The sequence below is a fragment of the Ochrobactrum sp. BTU2 genome, from assembly GCF_024539785.1.
Lineage (GTDB): Bacteria > Pseudomonadota > Alphaproteobacteria > Rhizobiales > Rhizobiaceae > Brucella > Brucella anthropi.
Window position 1 is genome coordinate 117277 of sequence record NZ_JAHWRG010000002.1, and the last position, 25368, is coordinate 142644.

The window sequence follows — 25368 nt, forward strand, 5'->3', positions numbered from 1 at the left end:
CGTTGGAACTGCGAGATAGGACTCTTTGGCGATAAACTCAACTCATTATTTTGCGACTAATGTTTTCAATCGGTTAGAATTAATGGTTCTTACGTAAACGTAAGATAATTTGTCAATATCAAGGCAAAACCACCCTCTCCTACCGCCGCGAACCATCCCCGGCGAAGCGGTGAAGGAGCGACTGGCAAGCTGCCAATTCCAACAACGTTGTGCACCTGTTCAAAACCGGCCCCGATTTAAAACTGATGCCGTATCAGAAGTCCGGCACGAACGCGCCACCGCCTTCCGCATGAATTGCGTGAGCAACATAGCCCACCGGGCTTATAAGTCCAGTCTGTGGCAGTCTGATGATGGGGCAGTCTGATGATGATAGCGGGAAGGGTCGACTTCAACCGGCCTTGCCGGGTGGCTCCGCCAGATAGTCCGCGCTCTGCATCTCGAAAAGACGGGAAGCGGTACGATCGAACTCGAAGGCCTCCGTGCCCTTGCTGGCGAGATAAAGCTTTTCCGGTTGGGCTTCAGCCGAAATGAACACCCGCGCGTGGTGATCGTAGAGTACGTCGACCAGCAGAATGAAGCGCTTGGCCTCGTTGCGGCGTGAATAGTCCAACACCGGAACATCATCGATGAACAAGGTCGGATAGTGCTTCACGATGGCGATATAGTCCGAGGCACCAAGCGGCTTCGAACAGAGCGCATCGAAAGTGAAGCGCGCCGCACCATGCACGGCACGGGCGACCTCGATGTCGCGCCCCTTGATGCGGATGACATCCGGCTTTTCATGCGCACCGTCCTTTTGCGCCACCCAGGCCGCCTCCATGCGCTTGGTCGTCTCAGAACCCAGCGGTGACAGATAGACCGGCTGGCGGTCGAGCTTTTCGAGGCGGTAATCGGTGCGCGAATCGAGATTGATCACATCGACATGCTGCTTGAGAATATCGATGAAGGGCAGGAAAAGCTGCCGGTTCAGTCCGTCGCGATAAAGATTGTCCGGCGCAACGTTGGACGTCGCCACCAACACCACTCCACGCGCGAACAAGGCACTGAACAGGCGCGACAGGATCATCGCATCGGCAATATCCGTCACGGTGAACTCGTCGAAACACAGCACCCACGCCTGTTGGCTCAAGGCATCGGCGACCGGCGGGATCGGATCGTCCTGCTTGGTCTCGCCACGCTTCAACGCCTGACGATGCGCATAGATGCGCTCGTGCACATCGGCCATAAAATCATTGAAATGCGCGCGACGTTTACGCTCGACGGGCAAAAGCGAAAAGAACATGTCCATCAGCATGGTCTTGCCACGCCCGACCTCGCCGTGCACGTAAAGCCCCTTGATGACGCTCGTTGCCTCCTTGCGCTTGCCGAACAGCCAGCCGAGCGCGCTCGACTTGCGTGACAGGCGTTTGGTGCAGATTTCCTCGATCAGCCGGTCATAACGGACGGTGAGTTCGAGTTGAGCAGGATCGGCTTCCACATCACCCGCCACGACCATCGCATCGTAATGTTCGCGGACGGAGGGGAAGGCTTTCAGATTACCGTCGAAAGACATGATTGCTTCCGTTCAACCTTTCAATTGCAAAAACGGCGGACCATCTCGCGATGATCCGCCTGTCTTTAAGCGAAAGAATGTCTTAGCGCGAAAGCGACACGGCCTGCCCGCCTGAAGTCTGTCCGTCGAAGCGGCTCTGTCCCGAAGAATAGAGCGACGCGACGGTGCCGCCATTCGCATCATAGAGAACGAGCTGCTTGCCGTTGACGGCCCAGGAAGCGAGATTGCCGAGTTCGCCCGGGCAACGCAGCGGACCAGCGCGATAGCCCTGACCATACTTGGTCTGCGGCGTCGCGATCTTGCAGCTCTGGCCGCCAAGCGATGCGTTCCAGACACCGGCGACGGAGCCTGGCGTCAGATCGGGCGCGGATGCCGGCGGCAGGCTTGCAACCTGTGTGCCGGGTTGTGCATTCGGGTCCGTGGTCGGAGCTGTCGGGAACTGCGAAGCATTAGGAGAATTAAGGTTGCCCTTCTGCACCGAGCCTGCTGGAGCCGCATTCACGGGCGGCGGTGGCGGTGGTGGCGAAACCGTATCGAGATTGCCGAACCGGGAGCTCTGGCACCCGGCCAGAACAATGCCAGCCGCCGCGAGGCTGAGCAGACTTGCTTTCGAAATTCCCATCTGGTTCTCCATTTCCGCATTTCTCATCAGGGGTGGGGATGCCCCGGACTTCCTACCGAAGCCCTGCAATGTGACAATATTGGACCGATAAAATGGCTATATGGTTAAAAAAGCAACACCGGCACCTGTCATTTTTGCCCCCCAAACCCTTCAAGAATGCTTGAAACCGCTTAATAATCTTGAAACTGGGACAGGAAGGCCACAGTTTCTCCGATATTGGCGCCTGTCCTGCACGAACATCCGAGCCGCAACTTTTCGCAATCTGTCGCGGGTACTGGCAATTTGCGGGCTTTTCCGCCATATAGACGCTAATTGTCCCATAGGCTTTATCGACCAAAGCCACAGGAAAACGGAACCACGATAGTTATGGCCACCAAGGCAGCCTTCGCCAAGATGAACGGGCTCGGCAATCAGATCATCGTTGCCGACATGCGCGGTCGCGCGGACCGGATAACGCCTGAAGCTGCGATCCGTCTTGCAGGCGACAGCGAAACCGCCTTCGATCAGATCATGGCGATCCACGATCCGCGCACGGCGGGAACCGACAACTATATTGCGATCATCAATTGCGACGGCACGGAAGCGCAGGCTTGCGGCAATGGCACACGCTGCGTCGTTCAGGCGCTGGCCGCCGAGACCGGTCGGCATGCCTTCACTTTTGAGACCCGCGCCGGAATTCTGACCGCGACCGAACACGAAGACGGCCTGATTTCAGTCGATATGGGCAAGCCGCGCTTCGATTGGCAGGATATTCCGCTTGCCGAGGAATTTCGCGATACGCGCATGATCGAACTGCAGGTCGGCCCCATCGACGCGCCGGTTCTGCATTCGCCGTCGGTTGCATCCATGGGCAACCCGCACGCAATCTTCTGGGTCGACCGTGATGTCTGGTCCTATGAGCTGGAAAAATTCGGACCGCTTCTGGAACATCATCCGATCTTTCCGGAGCGCGCCAATATCTCCATAGCCCATGTCACCTCGCCCGAGACAATCGATCTGCGCACATGGGAGCGCGGTGCAGGTCTGACCCGCGCCTGTGGTTCCGCCGCCTGCGCCGCCGCCGTATCGGCAGTGCGCACGCGCCGCACCGGGCGCACAGTCACCGTCAATGTTCCCGGTGGCCCGCTCAGGATCGAATGGCGCGACGACGATCATGTCATGATGACCGGCCCCGCCGAATGGGAATTTTCAGGCACTTTCGATCCTGCGACCGGCGAATGGAGCCGCGACGCCCAGAATGACAAGCCAACTGACAGGGGTGCAACCTGATGTCGGTGGAAGTCGTAACATTCGGATGCCGTCTCAACACCTATGAATCAGAGGTGATGAAACGCGAAGCCGATGCCGCCGGACTTGGCGAATTGAAGGATGGCGCGATCATCTTCAACACCTGCGCCGTGACGGCAGAAGCCGTGCGACAGGCGCGTCAGGCGATCCGCAAGGCACGCCGTGAAAACCCGGAAGCGCGCATCATCGTCACCGGCTGCGCCGCACAGACCGAAGCGGACAATTTTGCCGCCATGGACGAAGTCGACCTCATTCTTGGCAATGAGGAAAAACTGAAATCCAATTCCTACCGGATGCTGCCGGATTTCGGCGTCAACCAGTTCGAAAAAGTACGCGTCAACGACATTATGGAAGTGCGCGAAACCGCAAGCCATATGGTCGATGCCATCGAAGGTCGCGCGCGCGCTTTCGTGCAGGTGCAGAATGGCTGCGATCATCGCTGCACCTTCTGCATCATTCCCTATGGTCGCGGTAATTCCCGCTCCGTTCCGATGGGCGCGGTGGTGGATCAGGTCAAGCGCCTTGTCGGCAACGGTTATGCCGAAGTGGTGCTGACTGGCGTGGACATGACCTCCTACGGTCCCGATCTTCCGGGAAGCCTGCGTCTCGGCAAGCTGGTGAAGACTGTTCTCAACCAGGTGCCGGATTTGCAGCGCCTGCGTCTTTCCTCCATCGATTCCATCGAGGCCGATGACGATCTGATGGATGCGATTGCCAATGAAAAGCGCCTGATGCCGCATCTGCATCTGTCGCTACAGGCGGGCGACGACATGATCCTGAAGCGCATGAAGCGTCGCCACTTACGCGACGATTCGATCCGCTTCTGCGAAACGGTGCGTTCTCTGCGTCCAGACATCGTCTTCGGCGCGGACATCATCGCCGGTTTCCCCACCGAAACCGAAGACATGTTCCGGAATTCGCTGAAGATCGTCGAGGAATGCGGACTGTCCCACCTGCACGTCTTCCCCTACAGCGCACGCGAAGGCACCCCCGCCGCCCGTATGCCGCAGGTGCGGCGCGAAATCGTCAAGGAACGTGCGGCACGCCTGCGCGCGGAAGGCGACCGCGCTTATGAAAAACACCTCGGCGCGCTGGATGGCACCTTGCAGCGCCTTCTCGTCGAGAAGGAAGGTATTGCGCGCACCGAAGGCTTTACGCTGGCATCGGTGGACGGTGGCGCACCGGGCGAAATCATCGAACGTATCGTGACAGGCCATGACGGTGAAAAGCTCCTCACCCGTCTGGCAGAGCCGCAAGCGGCTTAAAGCTTAAGGGCACCAGATTTCATGGCAATGGGTTTCATCAAGAAAATGTTCTCCTTCGGCAAGAAGGAGGTCGAAGAAAAACCAGTCAAACAACCGGCTCCCGATGCCGTGGAAACGGCTTTAGAAACGCAACTTCCTGAAACCGTCGAAGCGCCCAAAGAAATCGAAACAGCCGTCGTTGAAGTGGTCATTTCCGAACCGGAAGCGCCAGTGATCGCCAGCGAGCCTGAGCCGATTGAAGCGCCTGCATCTGAAACGGTTGAGGAAGAAAAGGCTGAACCGGAGCATCCGGTTGCAGAGATTGAAATCCCGATTGAACAGCCTCCGGTGATGGAACCAATCGCGGTCGAAGCACCTGCGCCAGAGCCTGCTATTGAACCCGTTGTCGAGCCTGTTGTTGAGCCCGGGCCGGAACCCGCTGTCGAACTCGAACAGCCCGAAGTCGCAAAAGCTCCTGATGCACCTGTGGTAGAGGAAGCGGTCGAACCAGCGCCTCAGCCAGAGCCGGTGAAGCCCAAGAAGGTGAAGGTCGCCAAGGCGGTCGAGGAACATAAGGAAGAAGCGCCGGTTGAGGTAGCGCCTGAGCCAAAGCTGTCCTGGTTCGAGCGTCTGCGTCGCGGCCTGCTCCGTTCATCGAATTCATTGAGTGAATCCATCGGCGGCATTTTCACCAAGCGCAAGCTTGATGACGACACGCTGCAGGATCTCGAAGACGTGCTGATCCAGGCTGATCTCGGGCTTGAAACCGCCATGCGCGTGACCGATGCGCTTGCGTCAGGTCGCTACGGCAAGGACGTGACGGGCGAGGAAGTACGCACGATCATGGGCGCGGAAATCGAAAAGGTTCTAGGCCCTGTGGCAAAGCCGCTGGAGCTTGACCTGTCGCACAAACCGCATGTCATCCTCGTGGTCGGCGTCAACGGCACCGGCAAGACCACCACCATCGGCAAGCTTGCCGCAAAGCTTACCGCAGGTGGCCTCAAGGTCATGCTGGCGGCAGGCGACACATTCCGCGCAGCAGCCATCGAGCAGTTGCACATCTGGGGCGAACGCACCGGTTCGCCGGTCGTGTCCTCCAAGCTCGGCGCCGATGCGGCAGGGCTTGCCTATGATGCATGGGAAAAGGCCAAGGAAGCCGGCAGCGACGTCCTTATCATCGATACGGCAGGACGGTTGCAGAACAAGGCCGAACTGATGGACGAGCTTGCAAAGATCGTGCGCGTGCTCGGCAAGCATGATCCGGAAGCACCGCATACCGTCTTGCAGACACTCGATGCCACCACCGGCCAGAATGCCCTTAATCAGGTCGAAATCTTCAAGAATATTGCCGGTGTCAACGGTCTGGTCATGACCAAGCTTGACGGCACGGCACGGGGCGGCATTCTTGTCGCCATCTCGGCCAAGCATAAACTGCCGATCTATTTCATCGGCGTCGGCGAAGGTGTCGACGATCTGGAACCCTTTGCGGCCAAGGATTTTGCCCGCGCCATCGCAGGAGTTGCCTGATGGAGCATCCCGTTTTCGAACGCGATCCGTCACAGAAAAGCGAAGCCGAACGCCGGGAAGTCCCGCCGCTGCTCAAGCTTGCGCTGGAGCTGGGGCCGCTTCTTGTCTTCTTCTTTGCCAATGCGCGTGGCGAAATGCTGATCGAGCGTTTTCCGGTGCTGGCGTCCATCGGCGCACCGATCTTTCTGGCAACGGCGCTATTCATGGGCGCAACCGTAATCGCGCTCGCCATTTCATGGACAATGACGCGCACCCTGCCCATCATGCCGCTTGTCTCCGGCATTGTCGTATTGGTGTTCGGAGCGCTGACGCTCTGGCTGCACAACGACACCTTCATCAAGATGAAGCCGACTATCGTCAACACGCTGTTTGGTGCGATCCTGCTCGGCGGGCTCTTCTTCGGCAAGTCCCTGCTCGGCTATGTGTTTGATTCAGCCTTCCGTCTCGATGCCGAAGGCTGGCGAAAACTGACGCTGCGCTGGGGGCTGTTCTTCATCTTCCTCGCCGTTGTCAACGAGGTTGTCTGGCGGAATTTCACGACCGATGCCTGGGTATCGTTCAAGGTGTGGGGCATTATGCCCATCACCATTGTCTTCACGCTTTTACAAATGCCGCTTATCCAGAAGCATTCACTGACGGAAGATAACAAAACCGCGTCGTAACGGGAGGACGGACACCATGAACGGGATCGCACAACGGCTTGAAATCGAACAGTTCATCTGCCGCAGCGACAATTATGGCGTCCTGATCCACGATCCCCAAAGCGCACTCACCGCATCCATTGATGCGCCCGATGCAGCGGCGATCGAGGCCGCTCTGAAACGGCGCGGCTGGACGCTCGATTTCATCTTCACAACGCATCACCATCTCGATCACGTCGAGGGCAATGATGCGCTGAAGGCGAAATACGGCGTCAGCATCATCGGCCCCAAGGCCGAAGAAACAAAGATTCCCGGCATCGACCGCACGGTGAAGGACGGGGACGAATTCACCTTCGGTCTCTTCCGGGTGAAGGTCATCGCGACGCCCGGCCATACGGCGGGCGAAGTGTCCTATTACCTTCCCGATGCGAAAGCCGTCTTCACGGGCGATACGCTGTTCGCGCTCGGCTGCGGACGGCTTTTCGAGGGAACGCCGCTCACCATGTTCCAGTCATTGCAGAAGCTGGTTGCGCTTCCCGGCGACACGGCGGTTTATTGCGGTCATGAATATACGGAAAGCAATGCCCGATTTGCGCTCACCATCGACCCGGCCAATTCCGCCCTTAAGGAACGCGCCGCCGAGATCGTACGGCTTCGCGCCGCCGATCGCATGACATTGCCGTCAAGCATTGCGCTTGAAATGGCGACCAATCCCTTCCTGCGCTGGCATGATGCAGGCATTCGCAGCCGCCTCGGCCTGCAGGATGCACCCGACGAAGCCGTGTTTGCCGAAATCCGCAAGCGCAAGGATATGTTCTGACATATGCTATTGCTATTTGAGAGCGCGAATCGTTCCACAGTTCGAGGATAGAAGAATGACGGTGTTTTCCCGTTTCAAGATTGCAGGCTGCGCCGTTTTCCTCGGCCTTTTCCCCATTGGCCTTTCTCTTGTCGCCCTGCCCGTTTCCACCGGCGTCGCGTTTGCCGACGATCTGCTTGATGTCGCGCCGAAACAGACGCCTGCCGAAATCAACAATTTCAAGCTGAGCGAAGATTTCCTGTCGCGCATGGAAAAAGTGCAAGAACAGCTGGGCGGTATGGAACTTTCAGCGACGGAAGAGGAAGGACAGGATGCCACGCCTTCCTTCGACAAGATGGTGAAAAGCGTCGAATCCCGTCCGCAGGTCGTGGAAGTGCTCAAGGCCCAGAACATCACGCCGTCCGATTATATTCTCGGCTATTTCGCCCTGATGAGCAGCCTTGCAGCAGCTGATGCCGAAAGCGAGCCGCAGTTGGTGGATGAGTTGAAGGACATCAATCCCGAACATCTTGCTTTCGGCAAGCAATATAGTGAACGCATCCGCGTTCTGATCGGCGAGTAACACGGCTCGAAGGAAGAGACGCGAACCGGCGGTTTCGCCGGTTCTTTTGTTTTATCGCACCGGTTGCCTCAGAAGCCGTAACGCATTGATCGTCACGAGAACGGTGGCACCTGTATCGGCCAGAATTGCGGGCCAGAGGCCTGTAATACCCAGCACGGTGGTCACCAGAAAGACAGCCTTCAATCCGAGCGCTATGGCAATATTCTGATGGATATTGCGCATGGTTCGCTTGGAAAGGTCGACCATCGCTGCCACATCGCCAACCCGGCCATGCAGAACCGCAGCGTCTGCCGTTTCCAGCGCCACATCCGTGCCGCCACCCATGGCGATGCCGACATCGGCTGCAGCAAGGGCTGGCGCATCGTTGATGCCGTCACCAACCTTGGCGACGATCAGACCTTCTTTACGCAACTCGCCGACAATACGCTGCTTGTCTTCCGGCAGAAGCTCGGCCCGCACTTCGATCCCGAGATCGCGTCCGATTGCTTCCGCCGTGCGGCGATTGTCACCGGTCAGCATGACCGTGCGAATATTGGCCGCTTTCAATTCCTGCAAACCGGCAATGGCATCAGCGCGCGGTTCATCACGCATGGCGATTGCACCGGCAATCTTGCCATTGGCGACAAGGACAGAAACGGTCTTGCCTTCGTCGTTGCAGGCGGCAATGCGGCTCGCCAGTGCATCCGGAATGGCCGCAATATCATTGGCGGCGCGGCGCGACCCCAGAAACAGGTCCATTTCGCCAACCGCCCCAGACACACCCTTGCCACCATGGGCCTTGCCCTGCGTGATGACAGACAGTTTCAGGCTGCGCTGTTCTGCAGCACCGACAATCGCCAGCGCCAGCGGATGGCTTGAGCCCGCATCCAGAGACGCGGCAAGACGCAGCACTTCATCCTCGGACAGGTCGCCTGCAAGAACATCTGTCACCTTCGGCTTGCCCTCGGTCAGCGTGCCGGTCTTGTCGAAACAGGCCGCCGTGATCTTGCCGATGGTTTCCAGCACAGCGCCGCCCTTCATGAGAAGGCCGCGTCGGGCACCCGACGACAGAGCCGCTGCAATTGCAGCAGGCGTGGAAATGACCAGCGCACAGGGGCAACCGATCAGAAGGATCGCAAGACCCTTGTAAACCCATTCATTCCAGTCACCACCCGCAACAAGCGGCGGCAGAATGGCGACGAGCGCCGCCACAACCACAACGCCCGGCGTGTAATAGGTCGAGAAACGATTGATGAAACGTTCGGTCGGCGCCTTGGCTTCCTGCGCTTCCTCGACCAGCCGCACAACCCGGGCGATGGTGTTGTCCTGCGCGGCAGCCGTGACCCGGACCCGCAACACACCATCACCATTGATCGTGCCAGCAAAAACCGTGTCGCCTTCGGCCTTCCCGACCGGGGTGCTTTCACCGGTGACCGGCGCTTCATCGACAGCGCTCTCGCCCGTCAGGATTTCACCATCCGCAGGCATACGGTCGCCGGGGCGCACCGAAATCACATCGCCGACCGCCAGACTGTCGGCGGCAACTTCCGTGGTCGCACCATTTCTCTCAAGGAAGGCAGTCTTCGGCACCAGCGCAGTCAGGGATTGAATGCTGGCACGCGCCTTACCTGCAGCAACGCCTTCCAAAAGCTCACCGACCAGAAACAGAAAAACGACGGCTGCTGCTTCCTCGGTTGCGCCGATAAACATTGCGCCGATGGCGGCAATCGTCATCAGCATCTCGATGGAGAATGGCGTGCCGTTGATGGCCGCCATATAGGCACGCTTGGCAATCGGCACGAGACCGATCAGCATCGCAGCCGTGAAGGCCCAAAGCGCGATGGACGGATAAAGATGTCCGACAATATAGGCCGCGACCAGCCCGCCGCCACAGGCCAGCATCATCTGACCCTTTTTCGAACGCCACCACGGCTGTGGCTTTGTCGGCCCGGTCGCCTTTGGTGCAGAACCGGCACCGGGGACAACGGTTTTGGCAAGGGCAGTCTTGTAGCCCAGCGCCGTCACTTTGCCGGCGATTTCGTCGCTCTTCGCCGTTCCATCATGATTGACGGTCATTGCGCCATTGGTCACGGAAACGGACACATCCGTCACGCCGGACAGGCGCCGTACGGCAGTATCGATCTTGGCCGCACAGGATGCGCAATCCATGCCATCGACCTGAAAGCGGAAACTGTTGGACGTTACGGCAATAACCTTGTCGTGGGCTTCATGATTGTGTTCATGGGCGTGATCGTGATGATCATGATGGCCGCCGCACGCGCTGTGGTCGTGGTCGTGGTCGTGGTCGTGGTCGTGGTCGTGGTCGTGGTCGTGGTCGTGGTCGTGGTCGTGGTCGTGGTGAGAATGATCGTGCGAATGCTCATGCTTCGCCAGAGCTTTTTCCTTGACGGTTTTTTCGGGAGCCATCGGCTCCACACCATAGCCGAGGCTGCGCACCTTGCTTGCGATCTTGTCGAGATCGCCTGTTCCATCATGGCTGACGGTCATCGTGCCTGCCGTGACAGAGACGGACACATCCTCGATACCGCGCACGCGCCGCACGGCAGTATCGATCTTGGCTGCGCAGGATGCGCAATCCATACCGTCGATGCGAAAGCGAATCTGGTTCAATGTTTCACTCATGATCTGCTCTTTTCAGCACTGCTCTTGAATTGTGTTGAGCAAGGTCTACATCCTCTAGTGACTAGAGGAGCAAGCGGAAAATGATCATGAATGTATCGATCGGAGAAGCATCGAAAGCGAGCGGCGTCAAAGTGCCGACGATTCGTTATTACGAGCAGATCGGCCTGCTACCCTCACCGCCGCGCACTGATGGCAATCGCCGCCTCTATGACCGGCAGGATGTCCAGCGGCTGCTTTTCATTCGCCACGCACGCGATCTGGGTTTCGAGGTGGATGCGATCCGCACGCTTCTTGATCTTCAGGATAATCCCGACCAATCATGTTCGGCGGCCGACGCCATTGCACGCGCACGCTTGAGCGATGTCGAACACCGCATCGCAAAACTGCTGTCGCTTAAAACCGAATTGCAGCGCATGCTGGAATGCACTGCACATGGCCGCATCGACCAGTGCCGCGTGATCGAAATCCTCGGCAACCATGAGGAATGCGTGCACCCGAAGCATTAACTGGGACCGGCTGCCGGTCAGTTCACCTTGGAAAAACGGGTGGCTTCGATCTTGAGCGTGCCGATCTGCGTGCCGATTCGCGCCACGACGGGCGCATAGATGCCCGAATTGCCAAGCGATGCGAAGGAAATCGTGATCCGGCTGCGATTGCTCAGATAATCGATAGCCTTCTTGCCCTTCTGATATCCGGAAATCGGAACGAACTTTGCCGAGCAGACGACCGATTCGCCGGTAAAGCCGTCGGTCGTGAACGATTCGGTGCCATTGAAGGAAAGCTTGATCTCCGCGCGGGTCTGACCGTCGAAAACGCTCAGCGACCGGTCACAGACCGCCCGACCGTTCTTTGCAGGTATCATGAGCGCGCTCAGCGGATCGCTCACATTGAGAAGGTCCTGCGGTGATGTTTCCACCCACGGGTCGCGCTTTTTCACCGGAGGCTGGTTTTCCGCCGCGACGACATTGCCATTGGCGAAGCGGATCGTCGTGCTCTTGTTCTTGCGGCCATGCTTATAGGCGAGATCGAAGCTCTTCGGCACGACCTTGCCCCCAACGGCGCTCCCGGTAACGTGCACGGTGCCGTCCGTATCGTCGAACACACGCGCCAGACCGGAAGTCAGAAAACGGCCATTGAGATTGTAATTGGCGCCATTGACCGTGGTTTCTATGGCAGACCGCGCAATCGAAAGTCCGAAAATGGAAATATCGTATTCGGTCCGATAAAGATCGTTGGCCCTGGCCGGCCCGCTAGCAATCGTTAATCCCGCAAGGATCAGGCCCGCAAAGGTCAACACACCATAATGCGCCAGCCGCTGCCAGACGGGCTTCAACTCATGCGACGGTTCGATCATGCGCGCATTCCTTTCGCTAAAGCACGTCGTGGAAGAGAGAGACCGTTTTCCATAAAGACATGCGTAAAGACAAAAACTCAAAGCAAATTCGCTTTATCCTATCTTGCGACTTGTTTTTCGCCTGGTCGTCTCCTGATGGTTTTCAACCACATTGAAACGCCCAAAAGTTGCGTGGGATTCTTCGATACAGTATCTGTGTAAGCCAAGCAAAACTGGCGAAGTTATGATCGCAAGCTTTCGCGAAGACCGTGCGAAAGCCGGAAAACCGCGTCTTTGCGCGATGGATACGGAATCTCACTTGACTGCAACGGCTGCTGTCACTATAGAAACGCGACTTTCCCAATAGGCCGCCTGTCCGAGATCGCGCGCCAGCAGCATCAAACTGCGTTGATTGCTTGAATTCGGACATTCGGGTCGGGGCCTGAAGAACGTAATTGAAGGTGAGACCAAAATGTCCCGCGCTTGTGAATTGACCGGCAAGTCGGTCCAGTACGGCAACAATGTCAGCCACGCGAACAACAAGACGCGTCGCCGCTTTCTGCCGAACCTCTGCAATGTTACGCTGATGTCCGAAACGCTCGGCCAGAGCTATCGCCTGCGCGTTTCCGCCAACGCTCTGCGTTCGGTTGAACATCGCGGCGGTCTCGATGCGTTCCTCGTCAAGTCTGACGACAAGGAACTTTCGCAGCGCGCTCGCCTGCTGAAGCGTCAGATCGCAAAGAAGCAGGCTGAAGCAGCAGTCGCTGCCTAAGCTTCCGGCCAAAAATTTCGACAAAAAAGGCCGGCTTTTGTCGGCCTTTTTTGCTGGTTCCATCACCCAGGATAAAAAAATGTCAATCGAGACACCTTCTTATTCCCGGCTTATGCCTGCGATACTGGCCATGTGCGTGGCGGTTGCCGCGTCGAACATACTTGTCCAGTATCCATTCCAGCATTTCGGCCTCGGTGAAGTGCTGACCTACGGCGCCTTCACCTACCCCATCGCCTTTCTGGTCAATGACCTGACGAATCGCCGCTTCGGCCCCGCTGCTGCGCGCAAGGTCGTCTATGCCGGTTTCGTGCTTGGCGTCATCATGTCGGTCTGGCTCGCCACGCCGCGTATCGCGATTGCCTCCGGCTCCGCCTTCCTTCTCGCACAGCTGATGGACATCACAGTCTTCGACCGCCTGCGTCGCAAGACCTGGTGGAAGGCTCCCTTTGCTGCCGCCATGTTCGGTTCGGTGCTCGATACAATCCTGTTCTTCTCGATTGCCTTCGCAGCCGGTTTCGCCTGGATCGACAGGCTGACCGGAATGCCCGATTCGTCGCTTGCCGAACCTGCATCCTTCCTCGGCCTTGGCGTGCCGCTCTGGGCCTCGCTTGCTTTCGGCGACTTCTTCGTGAAGGTCATTATGGGAACGCTGATGCTGATCCCCTATGGCGCAATCCTCGCCGTCTTTGCCCCGACGCTTTACGCGCCAAACCGGACAAACGCTGGCTGATATTCTCGAGGATTCACGATCCGTTGAACGCAACGAAAACCGGTTTTCCTCAATAAATATCCCCTGTATGAACCGCTTTCCGACAGACCGCAGCTTTTTCCTGCGGTCTTTCTTTATCGGAACGGATTTCTATATTACGTATAGAAAGCAAAAGACGCCTGAAATTATTCAGGCGTCGGCTTTCCTGTTTCGGTTGACTATATTTATATTTAGGTAAGGATTGATTAGATGTCCTTGAATAAGGAAAAACTTCCACTCGTCATTATTACCGGCGCAAGCTCGGGCATTGGCCTTGCCACTGCAAAAATGTTTGCCCATCGCGGTCATCCATTGCTGCTTCTGGCGCGCCGACTGGACGCGATGGAAAAGCTCAACCTGCCAGACACGCTCTGCAAATCCGTCGACGTCACTGACCGGAAGGCGCTTGTGGCAGCCGTCCAGGAAGCCGAAGCCATGTTCGGTCCTGCCGATGCTATCATCAATAATGCCGGTGTGATGTTGCTGGGTGAAGTGAGCAAGCAGAAACCCGGATGAATGGGACCGGATGCTGGAGGTCAATGTCAAAGGCCTTCTCAACGGCATTCATGCTGTCTCCGCTGGCATGGCTGCGCGCAAGCACGGCACAATCATCAACATCAGCTCGGTGGCTGGCCGCAAGACCTTCGCCAATCATGTCGCCTATGTTGGCACGAAGTTCGCCGTGCACGGCATGTCGGAAAACCTGCGCGAAGAACTTTCGCCACATAATGTCCGTGTCGTGACGATCGCGCCAGGCGCCGTGGAAACGGAACTTCTGAGCCATACCAGCGACGCCGGTATCAAGGCCGGTTACGAAGCATGGAAGAAAGAAATGGGCGCGCCTGTGCTTTCAGCCGACGATGTGGCCCGCGCCATTCTCTATGCCTATGAACAGCCCCAGGGCGTGTGCATACGCGAAATCGTTCTGGCTGCAACCAAACAGCAGGCATGAAAAAGGGCGCTTCAAGCGCCCTTTTCTATCCCTGATTTTTATCGTCCGCCAGCGCGGCGCTGTCCCCTGCCCGAGGCTGCAGCACCCTGCTCTTCGAACAGCGAGGCGAGCTGCTCCGTCATCGCGCCTGCCAGTTCTTCCGCATCAACGATGGTGACAGCACGCTGATAATAGCGCGTGACATCATGGCCGATACCGATTGCAATCAACTCCACCGGAGAGCGTGTTTCGATCTCTTCAATCACGGCGCGCAGATGGCGTTCGAGATAGTTGCCCGGATTGACGGAAAGTGTCGAATCGTCGACGGGAGCGCCGTCCGAGATCATCATCAGGATCTTGCGTTGCTCGGGACGCGCCAGCAGCCGCTGATGCGCCCAGATCAGCGCCTCACCGTCGATATTTTCCTTCAGCAGGCCTTCGCGCATCATCAGGCCGAGATTGCGCCGTGCCCGCCGCCAGGGCGCATCGGCGCTCTTGTAGACGATATGGCGCAGATCATTGAGGCGACCCGGATTGGCAGGCTTGCCGCGTCCAAGCCACGCTTCGCGTGACTGGCCACCCTTCCACGCCTTGGTGGTGAAACCGAGAATCTCCACCTTCACGCCGCAACGCTCCAGCGTGCGGGCAAGAATGTCCGCGCAGGTCGCGGCGACCGTGATCGGACGGCCGCGCATGGAGCCGGAATTGTCCAGAACCAGCGTCACGACCGTATCGCGAAAATCCGTATCGCGCTCCTGCTTGTAGGAAAGCGGCTGCGTCGGATCAATGACGATGCGCACCAGACGAGCCGAATCGAGATAGCCCTCTTCCAGATCGAAATCCCAGGAGCGATTCTGCTGCGCCATCAGACGGCGCTGCAAGCGGTTGGCCAGACGCCCCACCACGCCCTGCAGATTGGCAAGCTGCTTGTCGAGGAAGCTGCGAAGGCGGTCTAGTTCCGCCTCGTCGCAAAGATCAACCGCTTCAACCTCTTCATCGAACTCTCGCGTGAAGACCTTGTAGTCGACATGTTCGGCAAAATTGGCGAAAGGCTGGTTCGGACGGCGTGTATCGCCCGGCGTTTCCGCGTCGATATCGTCGCTGTCGTCCATGTCGTCGGCAGAAGCATCGGCGGCATCCATTTCGCCCTGCTCGCCTTCATCGCTCGAACTGTCGGATTCTTCGCTTTCAGCGGAATCGGAACCTTCCTGGCTCTCGTCGCCACCTTCCTCGTTCTCGTCGGAATCCGGCGTCTGCTCGTCGTTCTGCTCTTCTTCGTCGCTCGGTTCTTCCTGCGACAGCTCCTCCGCCATATCCATGGAGGCGAGCATGTCACGCACCGTGCGCGCAAAGGCCTGCTGGTCTTCGAGATTGTCGCCAAGCCGCGCAATGTCGGCTGCGGCCTTCTGCTCGATCCACTCGCGCCACAGCTCGAGCACCTGTCCGGCTTCGGCAGGGGCGGACCGTCCGGTCAGCTTTTCACGCAGCAGAAGCGATACGGCTTCCTCAAGCGGCGCGTCTTCCTTGGCGGTAACTGCAGAGAAATTGGCTTTCGAATATTTGTCCGCAAGCATGGTGGTGAGATTATCCGCCATGCCTGCCATGGCGCGGGCGCCGATGGCTTCCACACGCGCCTGCTCGACAGCGTCGTAGATCGCGCGCGCCTGCTTTCCTTCCGGGGCAAGGGCCGCGTGAATGCGCGGATTGTGACGTGCCTGACGCAGCGCCATGGAATCGCCGAGGCCACGGGTGACGGCGATATCGTGCGCAGTCGGGCGCTTCGGCAGATCGGGAAGACGGGCGCGATTGGCGCTTAATGCCGGGCGGTCGTTGGTGAACGCCACTTCCAGCTCATGCTCACCGGAAATGGCACGGACACAAGCCGTTAGAGCGCGCTTGAACGGTTCGGAATCCACCGGCCCCGGTTTACGCTCGCGCGAATTATCGCCTATTCCTGACTTCTGGCCCGACATATGCCTATCCTGACTTCGCTTTCAAGCAAGGGCGAAGCTCATCGCCCCCGCATCAGACAGTGCGCTGCCGCCGGACACGCTCAGGCGGCAGGCTTCTTCCGCATCAAGCGAGAACGATATTCGCTGCCGATTCGGGCAGCTCAACGCCGAAAGCGCGCTGATAGAACTCGGCCACAATCGGGCGTTCCAGTTCGTCGCACTTGTTGAGGAAGGTCAGGCGGAAGGCAAAGCCGACATCGTTGAAGATCGCGGCGTTTTCGGACCATGTGATGACCGTACGCGGGCTCATGACGGTCGAGAGATCGCCATTGATGAAGGCCTGACGGGTCATGTCGGCCACGCGCACCATCTTGTTCACAATCTCGCGGCCTTCGGCATTCTGGTAATGCTTGGCCTTGGCGAGAACGATGTTCACTTCATTGTCGTGCGGCAGATAGTTCAGCGTCGTCACAATGGACCAGCGGTCCATCTGCGCCTGGTTGATCTGCTGGGTGCCGTGATAGAGGCCGGTCGTGTCACCGAGGCCAACGGTGTTGGCAGTGGCGAACAGACGGAAAGCCGGATGCGGATGGATAACGCGGCTCTGGTCGAGCAGGGTCAGACGGCCCGAAGTTTCCAGAATGCGCTGGATCACGAACATCACGTCCGGACGACCCGCATCATATTCGTCGAAAACGAGAGCCACATTGTGCTGATAGGCCCAGGGCAGGATGCCGTCCTTGAATTCGGTGACCTGCATGCCGTCTTTCACGACGATGGCATCCTTGCCGACGAGATCGATACGGCTGACATGGCTGTCGAGGTTGACGCGCACGCAAGGCCAGTTGAGGCGGGCTGCGACCTGTTCGATATGGGTCGACTTGCCGGTGCCGTGATAACCGGAAACCATCACGCGGCGGTTATAGGCAAAGCCTGCAAGGATCGCGAGCGTCGTCTGACGGTCGAAAAGATAATCCGGATCAAGCTCCGGCACATAGGAATCGCCTGCCGCATAGGCTGGCACCGTCATGTCGGAATCGATCCCGAACACTTCGCGCACCGAAACCGTTGTATCCGGCAAATTGGCTATATCCCGCTCAACCTTGTTCATCATGCCTCCAGAGCGGCAGGCAGCGACCGGCCGCGAATTAATACCGGCAAGCTACCGACCGGCAACTTTCACCCGTGGGCATGTTTTTCCGGCGAGCCGGACGGTATGCCCCTTCCGTAATTCGTTGCGGGCATCCGTGCTTGCGTCCACGCAATCGCGCGGCAGAAGAATGTCCGTCGGAGCTGTCGGCGACAGCCCCATAGTCGGCCTTTCAGACCCAAACAGGCTTTAGCAAAAACCTGCCTGCTTGAGCAATTGATAAGCCTGAATAACATCGCGAAATCTTTCTTCCGATCCGCGATCACCACCATTCGCATCGGGATGGTGCTGTTTTACCAGCTCTTTATAGCGCGCCTTGATCTTATCGCCAGTCGAATTTGGTTCAAGACCGAGTGTCGCCAGCGCCTTTATCTCGAGCGTACGCGGCTTGCGCTGCGCTTTCTGGCCCGGCGCATGTCCCTTGGCTTCCTTGAAAAGGTTGAAGGGATCGCGGATGCGGTTGTGATAGGAAGCCGAACCGGAACGTACCTTCGCCACGTCCGGCGACGTGCGCGGCTTGGCGGTGGAGTTCGCCGTCGTCGACCATGTCGGTCGATGACCCGTAATCGCATCCTTCTGGAATTTCGCGATGTCGCCATCGGAAAGGCCAGAGAAGTAATTGAAATTCTTGTTATATTCCCGCACGTGATCAACACAGAAGCGGAAATATTCACCTTCGCGCATGCGTCCGACAGGCGCGCGATGCGTGCCTGGCTTGTCGCACCCGTCCCACTGGCAGCAAGGCCCCGAAGCCTTCGCTTCCGCGGTCTTCTTGGGCTTGATGCGGATACTGTCGAAAAATTTTGAGTTCGTTGTCATCGAATCGAATTATGCGGATTATGAGTTGCTGAACAAGAATTGACATTTCGTCCGGTCTGGCTTTTGGCCATTTCAACTGGGCGAAATTTTGAAGCAGGTTGCTTTCCTGTGCGGATTTGCCCCACCTTTTGCTGCCGAAGCAACGTTATATGAGGCACAGCGTCTATATGGGGAGAAGTGGTCCAAATGTCCATTCACAATAGCAAACAAAGCGCGATGGAAGCGAAACTGACCACGGCTTTCGCTCCCGAACGGCTTGAAGTCATTAATGAAAGCCATCTCCACGCCGGACATCATCACGAGGAGCGCGGACATCATGAAGTCTATGACGGCACCGGCGAAACACACTTTCGCATCCGTATCGTTGCCCAAGCTTTTGCCGGAATGAGTCGCATTCAGCGCCACCGCGCCATTAACGAACTTTTGAAGGAAGAACTGGATAGCGGCGTCCATGCACTTGCACTGGAGCCTTCCGCTCCTGGCGAAGCAACGCGGCGCTGAGCAGCTTCACGACTATCCATCACTCGGCATCCGGGCTCGACATGCCGTCCCAGACGGGAACGTCTCTTCCCCTGATCAGATCCGGCGTAAACCCTGGTCTATATTACAAAGGCGCCCGAAAGGGCGCCTTTGTAATATAGACCAGATAGTTCGAACTTTGCGGAGAAAAGAAATTCCAGGATAGTATCTAGTGCAAGTACCAATAGACCAAGGCTGTATTTCTCTAATTGTAAAGCAGGTCGTAGGCGATTTTCTCCGTAGTTTTCGTATCCAAACATAAGTCATATATATAATGGATGCTACCGGATTATTAGTAGCCTTATTGTTGCGAAAAACAATTGTATAGAAGCGTATATTTTCAATAATTTCAAATGAATTTTTTTCTATTACCAGTAGTTGTATCCGCCATATATTAGACTAGAATAATATTATACTATAATATCGTTTTATTATTACTTATATTTAATACTGAAACGCGCACAAGAAACCGGAAAAAACAACGCCAGCCCGGCCAGATTTTCCGGCCGAAAACTGGCTTTAGTCTGGGATTAAAATATTCAGAAACAAAGTGTTAGGTGGAAACTGCTCCCGCGATAGCTTTCAGCGCGGCAGCGCCGCAACTATGGGCGCAGGCTTTCCATCGGCATCAAGCGGCACGATGCGCAGCCGTGTCAGGCGATTCTTTTCCTTCTTCAGGACGGAAAAGCGCTTCCCGTAAAAGGTGAAAGCCTGTTTCACTTCGGGAATGGTCTGGGTCTCATGAATGACCAGACCGGCAATCGTTGTCGCTTCCTCATCCGGCAAAGACCAGTCAAGCGCGCGGTTGATATCGCGAATCGGCAGCGATCCGTCGACAATCACCGAACCATCCGGCTGCAGGCGAACACCCTGGATTTCGATATCGTGTTCGTCGGCAATATCGCCGACGATTTCTTCCAGAATATCCTCAAGCGTCACCAGCCCCTGCACGTCACCATACTCGTCGACGACGATGGCAATATGCGCCTTCCGGCGGAGAAACGCGTCGAGCTGGTCCTGCAACGTGGTCGTGTCGGGCACGAACCACGGCTTGCGCGCAACCTTCATGATGTCGATGCGCTTGAAATCATTGTCGACGTCGTAAAGCGCGCGCAGCAGGTCCTTGGTGTGGATAATGCCGACAATATTATCGATATCGTCGCGCCAGAGCGGCATACGTGTATGCGGGCTGGCCAGAATATCGCGCACGATCTCATCCGCCGGAGCATCGGCATTGACGGTGCCCATCGAGGTCCGGTGCACCATGACGTCGCTGACTTCCAGCTCCTTGAGGTCGAGCAGGCCGCCCAGCTGGTCACGATCTTCCTTGATGAGCGACTTGTCGCGATGCAGCACCTCGACCGCACCGCGCAATTCCTCCTGCGGGCTCAACATGGACCGACCGGCGGCAAGATTGATGCCACAGAGCTTCAGGATCGCGCGCACAATGCGGTTCACCGCACTGGAAATCGGGCCGAGGATCAGGACGACCAGCGACACGCCGCGTGCAACGGCAAGCGAAAACCGGTCTGGACCGGAAATCGCCCAGGATTTCGGCAGCACTTCCGCGAAAATGACCAGAATGACCGTCATTGCCAGCGTGGCATAAGCAACGCCCGCATCGCCGAACAGGTTCAAAAAGATGCTGGTGGCAATGGAGGACGCCAGAATATTGGCGAGGTTGTTGCCGATCAGAAGCGCACCGATCAGCCGGTCGCGACGACTGATGAGGCGCTGGACCAGCCCTGCGCGCTCGTCGCCATTATGTTCGAGCGTGTGCATCCGGGCTCGAGACGCCGCCGTCAGCGCCGTTTCGGACCCGGAAAAGAATGCAGAGAGAATGACGCAGAGCAGGATGATGCCGCACATAACCCAGAGCTCGAAAGCCATCCGCCTTATCCTCTTATAGCAGGGCGCTAAGATGCTGACGCATCACGCCCTGAAGTTGCTCAATCGCCGCACGGGCTTAACCAAGTCTCGATGAGCCAAACTCACCGAGACTTGGTATTATTTCGTTTCCAGACGTTCTTTCAAAAATTCCAGCACGGCGGCCGGTGGCACGTCCTTGGCAATAAAGGACTGGCCGATGCCGCGCGTCAGGATGAAGGTGAGCGCACCACGCGCCACTTTCTTGTCCTGCGCAATATAATCCATCAACTTTTCCGCCGGTGGCAACCCGCCCGGCACATCCGACAGCCGGTATGGCAGGCCGACCGCCTTCAGATGCGCTTCGACACGCTCCGCATCCTCGATGCCGCACAGGTTCATCTTGACCGAAAAGCGATGGGCCAGCGCCATGCCGATAGCCACACCTTCACCATGCACAAGACGGGTCGAATCGTAGCCCGTTGCCGTTTCCAGCGCGTGACCGAAAGTATGGCCGAGATTGAGAAGCGCCCGGTCACCGGTTTCGCGCTCGTCGCGCGCAACAACGGCTGCCTTGCAACGGCAGGATTCAGCGATGGCTTGCGTCCGTGCCGCGCCGCCGGAGAAGACCTCCTGCCAGTTCTGTTCCAGCCATTCGAAAAAATCCGGGCGGTCGATCAGGCCGTATTTCGCAACTTCGGCATAACCGGCCCGGAATTCACGCGGGCTCAGCGTATCGAGAACCTCCGTATCGGCCAGAACCAGCTGCGGCTGATAAAAGACACCGACGAGATTTTTGCCATGTGCCGTGTTGATCCCGGTCTTGCCACCGACCGAGGAATCCACCTGCGACAGGAGCGAAGTCGGCATCTGCACGAAATTCATGCCGCGCCTCACGATACCGGCGACGAAGCCCGAAAGATCGCCAACCACACCGCCGCCAAATGCCACGACCGCATCGCCGCGCTCCAGACGCGCCGCCAGTACAGCATTGGTGACGGTTTCCAGCGTACCGAAGGATTTGGACTTTTCGCCCGGCGCAACAATCACCGGCGTCACATCGATACCGGCCTTAGCGAAGCTTGCTGTCAGGCGCTCCAGATGCGCCTTGGCAACATTTTCGTCCGTCACCACCGCCACGCGCACGCCTTTCAGACGCTTCGCCAACTCCTCGCCTGCACGATCCACCAGCCCCTTGCCGATCAGAATATCGTAGGAGCGGTCGCCAAGCGACACGGGAACGATCGTAACATCCTGGGCGATGGAAGGCGCGTTCATGCGTAGTCTCCAATACATGCGGCGAAGACATCGGTGGCTTGTTCTACCGGACCGATTATGCCTCTAATCTTTCGAGATGATCCGCCAGAACATCGAGCAGTTCGGCAGCGATCACTTCCTTCTTGTCATCCCGCGTCATCAGCTGAAGGTCGGCCAACGCATAGACGGGATAACGTTCATTCATCAGCCGCAGCATGACGCCGCGCGGATCGCTGTTTTTCAGCAGCGGGCGGTTCTGGCGGCGCGATACGCGCTCCATCAGAATATCGATTTCCGCATTGAGCCAGACGGAAACACCTGCACGACCGATTGCCGCGCGTGTTTCGGCATTCATATAGGCCCCGCCGCCGGTGGCCAGAACCATCGGTCCGTCTTCGAGCAGGCGCATGATGACGCGACGTTCGAGATCGCGGAACTCGACCTCGCCATATGCTTCAAACAATTCAGGAATGGTCATGCGGGAAACCGCTTCGATCTCCGTATCGGCATCGCGAAACGGCAGGCCGAGCAAGGCTGCAGCCTTGCGTCCGACGGTGGATTTGCCTGCACCCATCAGCCCCACGAGCACCACGACTTTCGAACCGAGAAGATCGCGGATCAGCTCCGCTTTCTCATGTAGATTGTTTTGTTTTGTCGTGCTGCTCATTGACCTCGTCCATTTGCTCCGGTTCCACATGAAAAACAGGGCGGCGTCAATTGCTTTGATTGGTTTTCAGGGCGTGCATGGCCGCAAGCATGGCTTTTTTGCATGATTGGGCTCTTGTCTCCTCTTTCATTCCTCCTCCTTGCTTTCGTCCCCCCTCCTTGCTTTCGTCCCAATGCCACAGCATAAAAGATGAATGCCTACGCTAACGCGCCTCGTCCTCTTTCTCGCCCTTGTCGCCGCCGTCGTTTATGGCGCGATGTATGCACTTGCCAATTTCGTTGAGCCGGACACACGCGAGATCACCGTCGAAATACCGGCTTCGAAGCTGAAACCGGTCACGATTGCGCCTCCGTCAGCTCCCGCAGCCGAGCCTGCCCCTGCGGAGACCGCCGATACGGCGCCCCAATCGCCGCAGACACCGCAGGAATGACAATGCGCGCATCACTGGCGATCGAGAACTTTCTGGAAATGATGAGCGCCGAACGCGGCGCGGCGGAAAACACGCTTGAATCCTACCGGCGCGATCTTGAGGCGGTGGCAGAGACGCTGTCGGCCCGAGGCGTCAATCTTGCCGAAGCGGGAGCCGACCATATTCGCAGCGCCATCGATGCCATGGCAACGGAAGGTTTTGCCGCAACATCGCAAGCCCGACGTCTGTCGGCGCTACGCCAGTTCTTCCGCTTTCTCTATTCGGAAGGTTATCGGCAGGACGATCCAACCGGCACGGTCGATGCGCCGAAAAAGCAGAAGCCTTTGCCGAAAATCATGAGCGTTGAGAACGTCACAAAACTACTCGACCGCGCAGCACTTGAAACCAGCGAAGAAGCGGAACCGGCAGAGCGCTTCAAGGCGCTGCGTCTTCACGCTCTCATTGAAACACTTTATGCCACCGGCATGCGCGTTTCCGAACTTGTCGGCCTGCCGGTCGGCGTTGCGCGCACCGACCACCGCTTCCTGCTGGTTCGCGGCAAAGGCTCCAAAGAACGTATGGTTCCGCTTTCGCCCAAGGCACGTGAGGCGCTGCAGCGCTTTCTCGCCTTGCGGGATTCCCTGCCTGGCAGCGACGACAATCCGTGGCTGTTTCCGGCTTTTTCGGAAAGCGGCCACCTGGCGCGTCAGGTTTTTGCCCGCGAATTGAAGGGGCTTGCCGCACGGGCAGGATTATCGGCGGCAGCCGTTTCACCGCACGTGCTCCGCCATGCTTTTGCCAGCCATCTGCTGCAGAACGGTGCGGATCTGCGTACCGTGCAGCAATTGCTCGGCCACGCCGACATTTCAACGACGCAAATCTATACGCATGTGCTGGAGGAAAGACTGCATAAGCTTGTCAGCGAGCATCATCCGCTTGCCGATTAGCCTCTGTCCGGTTATGAGAAAGTCGAAAATTTGCAAGATGAGCCAGTAGTGAATATGTAAAGCGCCGTAAAACAGCCTTTTTCAGGCTCGCAATAGCGCTAATCCCTTTGGAAAACGCACGAACAGTCAGGCCCGATGTACAACTATCTCGATTTTGAAAAACCCGTCGCCGACCTCGAAGGCCAGATTCTGGAGCTGAAGAAGCTCGCACAGGAACAAGGCAGCGTCGAGATGAGCGACGAGATTCGTCGCCTCGAGAAGCGTTCGGCCGATGCGCTGAAGGACATCTATCGCAAGCTGACCCCGTGGCAGAAGACGCAGATCGCCCGCCATCCGGACCGTCCGCATTGCCTGGAATATATTGACCGGCTGTTCACCGAATTCACTCCGCTCGCCGGTGACCGCAAGTTTGCCAATGACGAAGCTCTCCAGACTGGTTTTGGCCGCTTCAACGGTCAGGCCGTTGCGATCATCGGGCAGGAAAAAGGTTCCGACACCAAGACGCGCCTGAAGCACAATTTCGGCTCGGCCCGTCCGGAAGGCTATCGCAAGGCCGTCCGCATCATGGAAATGGCGGACCGTTTCCAGCTGCCGCTCATCACTTTCGTCGACACGGCAGGCGCCTATCCGGGTGTCAGCGCCGAAGAACGCGGCCAGGCTGAAGCCATTGCGCGCTCGACTGCAGAATGCCTCCGGCTGCGCGTCCCGGTCATCTCGATCATCATCGGTGAAGGCGGTTCGGGTGGCGCAATCGCCATCGCCGTTGCAAACCGCGTCTATATGCTTGAGCATTCAATCTATTCGGTCATTTCGCCAGAGGGCGCGGCCTCGATCCTCTGGCACGATTCCACCCGCGCCAAGGATGCCGCCTCAAGCATGCGTATCACCGCACAGGACCTGTTTGACCTGAAGGTCATTGACGGTGTCATTCCTGAACCTATGGGTGGCGCGCATCGCGGCAAGGAAGCCGTCATCGATGCGGCTGGCGATATCATCACAGCATCGCTGCGCTCGATGAAGGATATCGACGGCGAAACGCTGAAGCAGGAACGCCGCCAGAAATTCCTCGAAATCGGCCGCAACATCTGATTTTCACCGCGAATTGGAGCGCATCCCGAAAA

General features: G+C 57.6%; 24 protein-coding genes and 1 pseudogene. 14 read left to right on the plus strand and 11 right to left on the minus strand.

Translation table 11 applies throughout. The features are described 5' to 3' along the window. Positions 1 to 388: 388 nt before the first annotated feature. Positions 389 to 1552, minus strand: a complete 1164-nt coding sequence (gene zapE, locus KWJ32_RS05270) for a cell division protein ZapE (RefSeq protein WP_012091129.1) — start codon at positions 1550 to 1552, stop codon at positions 389 to 391. 82 nt (positions 1553 to 1634) lie between these two features. Beyond that, positions 1635 to 2174: a protease inhibitor Inh/omp19 family protein gene (locus KWJ32_RS05275; RefSeq protein WP_010657597.1), complete on the minus strand. Its 540-nt coding sequence runs from the start codon at positions 2172 to 2174 to the stop codon at positions 1635 to 1637. Positions 2175 to 2540: 366 nt separating this feature from the next. Between KWJ32_RS05275 and dapF the strand changes: the two genes are divergently transcribed. From dapF to KWJ32_RS05305, 6 genes are read left to right on the plus strand one after another with little or no spacing between them, the layout of a single operon-like run. After that, positions 2541 to 3443 carry a diaminopimelate epimerase gene (gene dapF / locus KWJ32_RS05280; RefSeq protein WP_151609631.1) on the plus strand — a complete coding sequence of 301 codons (903 nt, stop codon included), beginning with the start codon at positions 2541 to 2543 and terminating at the stop codon, positions 3441 to 3443. Further along, complete coding sequence (mtaB, locus tag KWJ32_RS05285; RefSeq protein WP_094514484.1) at positions 3443 to 4726, plus strand: tRNA (N(6)-L-threonylcarbamoyladenosine(37)-C(2))-methylthiotransferase MtaB; 1284 nt, start codon at positions 3443 to 3445, stop codon at positions 4724 to 4726. The genes dapF and mtaB overlap by 1 nt, the downstream gene beginning before the upstream one ends. A gap of 21 nt (positions 4727 to 4747) precedes the next feature. Then, complete coding sequence (gene ftsY / locus KWJ32_RS05290; RefSeq protein WP_094514486.1) at positions 4748 to 6232, plus strand: signal recognition particle-docking protein FtsY; 1485 nt, start codon at positions 4748 to 4750, stop codon at positions 6230 to 6232. Further along, the gene (locus tag KWJ32_RS05295) at positions 6232 to 6894 is read left to right on the plus strand and encodes a septation protein A (RefSeq protein ID WP_010657601.1); all 663 of its coding nucleotides are present in this window, start codon (positions 6232 to 6234) and stop codon (positions 6892 to 6894) included. Before ftsY ends, KWJ32_RS05295 begins: the two co-directional genes overlap by 1 nt. Before the next feature lie 16 nt (positions 6895 to 6910). Then, a complete protein-coding gene (gloB, locus tag KWJ32_RS05300) occupies positions 6911 to 7693 on the plus strand; it encodes a hydroxyacylglutathione hydrolase (protein ID WP_094514487.1) in 783 nt (260 codons plus the stop codon). A 55-nt stretch (positions 7694 to 7748) separates the two neighbouring features. After that, positions 7749 to 8255 (plus strand): hypothetical protein, encoded by a 507-nt coding sequence (locus KWJ32_RS05305; protein WP_012091123.1) that lies wholly within the window; start codon positions 7749 to 7751, stop codon positions 8253 to 8255. Between the two features lie 51 nt (positions 8256 to 8306). On the opposite strand, the gene KWJ32_RS05310 is transcribed toward KWJ32_RS05305, so the two are convergent. Further along, positions 8307 to 10865: a heavy metal translocating P-type ATPase gene (locus KWJ32_RS05310; RefSeq protein WP_256885971.1), complete on the minus strand. Its 2559-nt coding sequence runs from the start codon at positions 10863 to 10865 to the stop codon at positions 8307 to 8309. A gap of 95 nt (positions 10866 to 10960) precedes the next feature. On the opposite strand from KWJ32_RS05310, the gene KWJ32_RS05315 reads away from it, so the two are divergent. Next, positions 10961 to 11383 (plus strand): helix-turn-helix domain-containing protein, encoded by a 423-nt coding sequence (locus KWJ32_RS05315; protein ID WP_029375811.1) that lies wholly within the window; start codon positions 10961 to 10963, stop codon positions 11381 to 11383. 17 nt (positions 11384 to 11400) lie between these two features. Here the strand turns inward: KWJ32_RS05315 and KWJ32_RS05320 are convergent, their stop codons facing one another. Then, positions 11401 to 12231: a DUF3108 domain-containing protein gene (locus KWJ32_RS05320; protein WP_012091120.1), complete on the minus strand. Its 831-nt coding sequence runs from the start codon at positions 12229 to 12231 to the stop codon at positions 11401 to 11403. A gap of 451 nt (positions 12232 to 12682) precedes the next feature. Between KWJ32_RS05320 and rpmB the strand changes: the two genes are divergently transcribed. From rpmB to KWJ32_RS05335, 3 genes and pseudogenes are all read left to right on the plus strand, one after another. Further along, positions 12683 to 12982: a 50S ribosomal protein L28 gene (gene rpmB / locus KWJ32_RS05325; RefSeq protein ID WP_010657607.1), complete on the plus strand. Its 300-nt coding sequence runs from the start codon at positions 12683 to 12685 to the stop codon at positions 12980 to 12982. Between the two features lie 79 nt (positions 12983 to 13061). Then, the gene (locus tag KWJ32_RS05330) at positions 13062 to 13712 is read left to right on the plus strand and encodes a queuosine precursor transporter (RefSeq protein ID WP_012091119.1); all 651 of its coding nucleotides are present in this window, start codon (positions 13062 to 13064) and stop codon (positions 13710 to 13712) included. Between the two features lie 228 nt (positions 13713 to 13940). Next, positions 13941 to 14682 (plus strand): annotated as a pseudogene (locus KWJ32_RS05335) (SDR family oxidoreductase). Positions 14683 to 14720: 38 nt separating this feature from the next. Here KWJ32_RS05335 and cobT read toward each other — a convergent pair. The 4 genes from cobT to KWJ32_RS28275 form a co-directional block, all read right to left on the minus strand. Next, on the minus strand, positions 14721 to 16634 hold the full coding sequence (gene cobT, locus KWJ32_RS05340; protein WP_012091117.1) for a cobaltochelatase subunit CobT: 1914 nt from the start codon (positions 16632 to 16634) through the stop codon (positions 14721 to 14723). A gap of 103 nt (positions 16635 to 16737) precedes the next feature. Then, a complete protein-coding gene (cobS, locus tag KWJ32_RS05345) occupies positions 16738 to 17724 on the minus strand; it encodes a cobaltochelatase subunit CobS (protein ID WP_010657611.1) in 987 nt (328 codons plus the stop codon). A 228-nt stretch (positions 17725 to 17952) separates the two neighbouring features. Further along, the gene (locus tag KWJ32_RS05350) at positions 17953 to 18582 is read right to left on the minus strand and encodes a J domain-containing protein (protein WP_151609635.1); all 630 of its coding nucleotides are present in this window, start codon (positions 18580 to 18582) and stop codon (positions 17953 to 17955) included. Beyond that, a complete protein-coding gene (locus tag KWJ32_RS28275; protein ID WP_080514313.1) occupies positions 18579 to 18776 on the minus strand; it encodes a hypothetical protein in 198 nt (65 codons plus the stop codon). Before KWJ32_RS28275 ends, KWJ32_RS05350 begins: the two co-directional genes overlap by 4 nt. Between KWJ32_RS28275 and KWJ32_RS05355 the strand changes: the two genes are divergently transcribed. Then, the gene (locus KWJ32_RS05355; RefSeq protein ID WP_010657613.1) at positions 18769 to 19083 is read left to right on the plus strand and encodes a BolA family protein; all 315 of its coding nucleotides are present in this window, start codon (positions 18769 to 18771) and stop codon (positions 19081 to 19083) included. The genes KWJ32_RS28275 and KWJ32_RS05355 overlap by 8 nt on opposite strands. Positions 19084 to 19683: 600 nt before the next feature. On the opposite strand, the gene KWJ32_RS05360 is transcribed toward KWJ32_RS05355, so the two are convergent. The 3 genes from KWJ32_RS05360 to KWJ32_RS05370 form a co-directional block, all read right to left on the minus strand. Then, positions 19684 to 20991, minus strand: a complete 1308-nt coding sequence (locus tag KWJ32_RS05360) for an HlyC/CorC family transporter (protein WP_010657614.1) — start codon at positions 20989 to 20991, stop codon at positions 19684 to 19686. A 117-nt stretch (positions 20992 to 21108) separates the two neighbouring features. After that, positions 21109 to 22245: a 3-dehydroquinate synthase gene (gene aroB, locus KWJ32_RS05365; RefSeq protein WP_125333596.1), complete on the minus strand. Its 1137-nt coding sequence runs from the start codon at positions 22243 to 22245 to the stop codon at positions 21109 to 21111. Positions 22246 to 22300: 55 nt separating this feature from the next. After that, on the minus strand, positions 22301 to 22891 hold the full coding sequence (locus KWJ32_RS05370) for a shikimate kinase (RefSeq protein WP_010657616.1): 591 nt from the start codon (positions 22889 to 22891) through the stop codon (positions 22301 to 22303). Between the two features lie 193 nt (positions 22892 to 23084). Between KWJ32_RS05370 and KWJ32_RS05375 the strand changes: the two genes are divergently transcribed. The 3 genes from KWJ32_RS05375 to KWJ32_RS05385 all read left to right on the plus strand — a co-directional run bounded on the left by KWJ32_RS05375 (position 23085) and on the right by KWJ32_RS05385 (position 25336). Then, complete coding sequence (locus KWJ32_RS05375) at positions 23085 to 23321, plus strand: hypothetical protein (RefSeq protein WP_012091114.1); 237 nt, start codon at positions 23085 to 23087, stop codon at positions 23319 to 23321. A 2-nt stretch (positions 23322 to 23323) separates the two neighbouring features. After that, entirely contained in the window at positions 23324 to 24247 is a 924-nt protein-coding gene (gene xerD, locus KWJ32_RS05380; protein ID WP_094514494.1) for a site-specific tyrosine recombinase XerD, read from the plus strand. 135 nt (positions 24248 to 24382) lie between these two features. Beyond that, positions 24383 to 25336, plus strand: coding sequence for an acetyl-CoA carboxylase carboxyltransferase subunit alpha (locus KWJ32_RS05385; protein ID WP_010657619.1), 954 nt, complete (start codon positions 24383 to 24385; stop codon positions 25334 to 25336). Positions 25337 to 25368 lie beyond the last annotated feature (32 nt).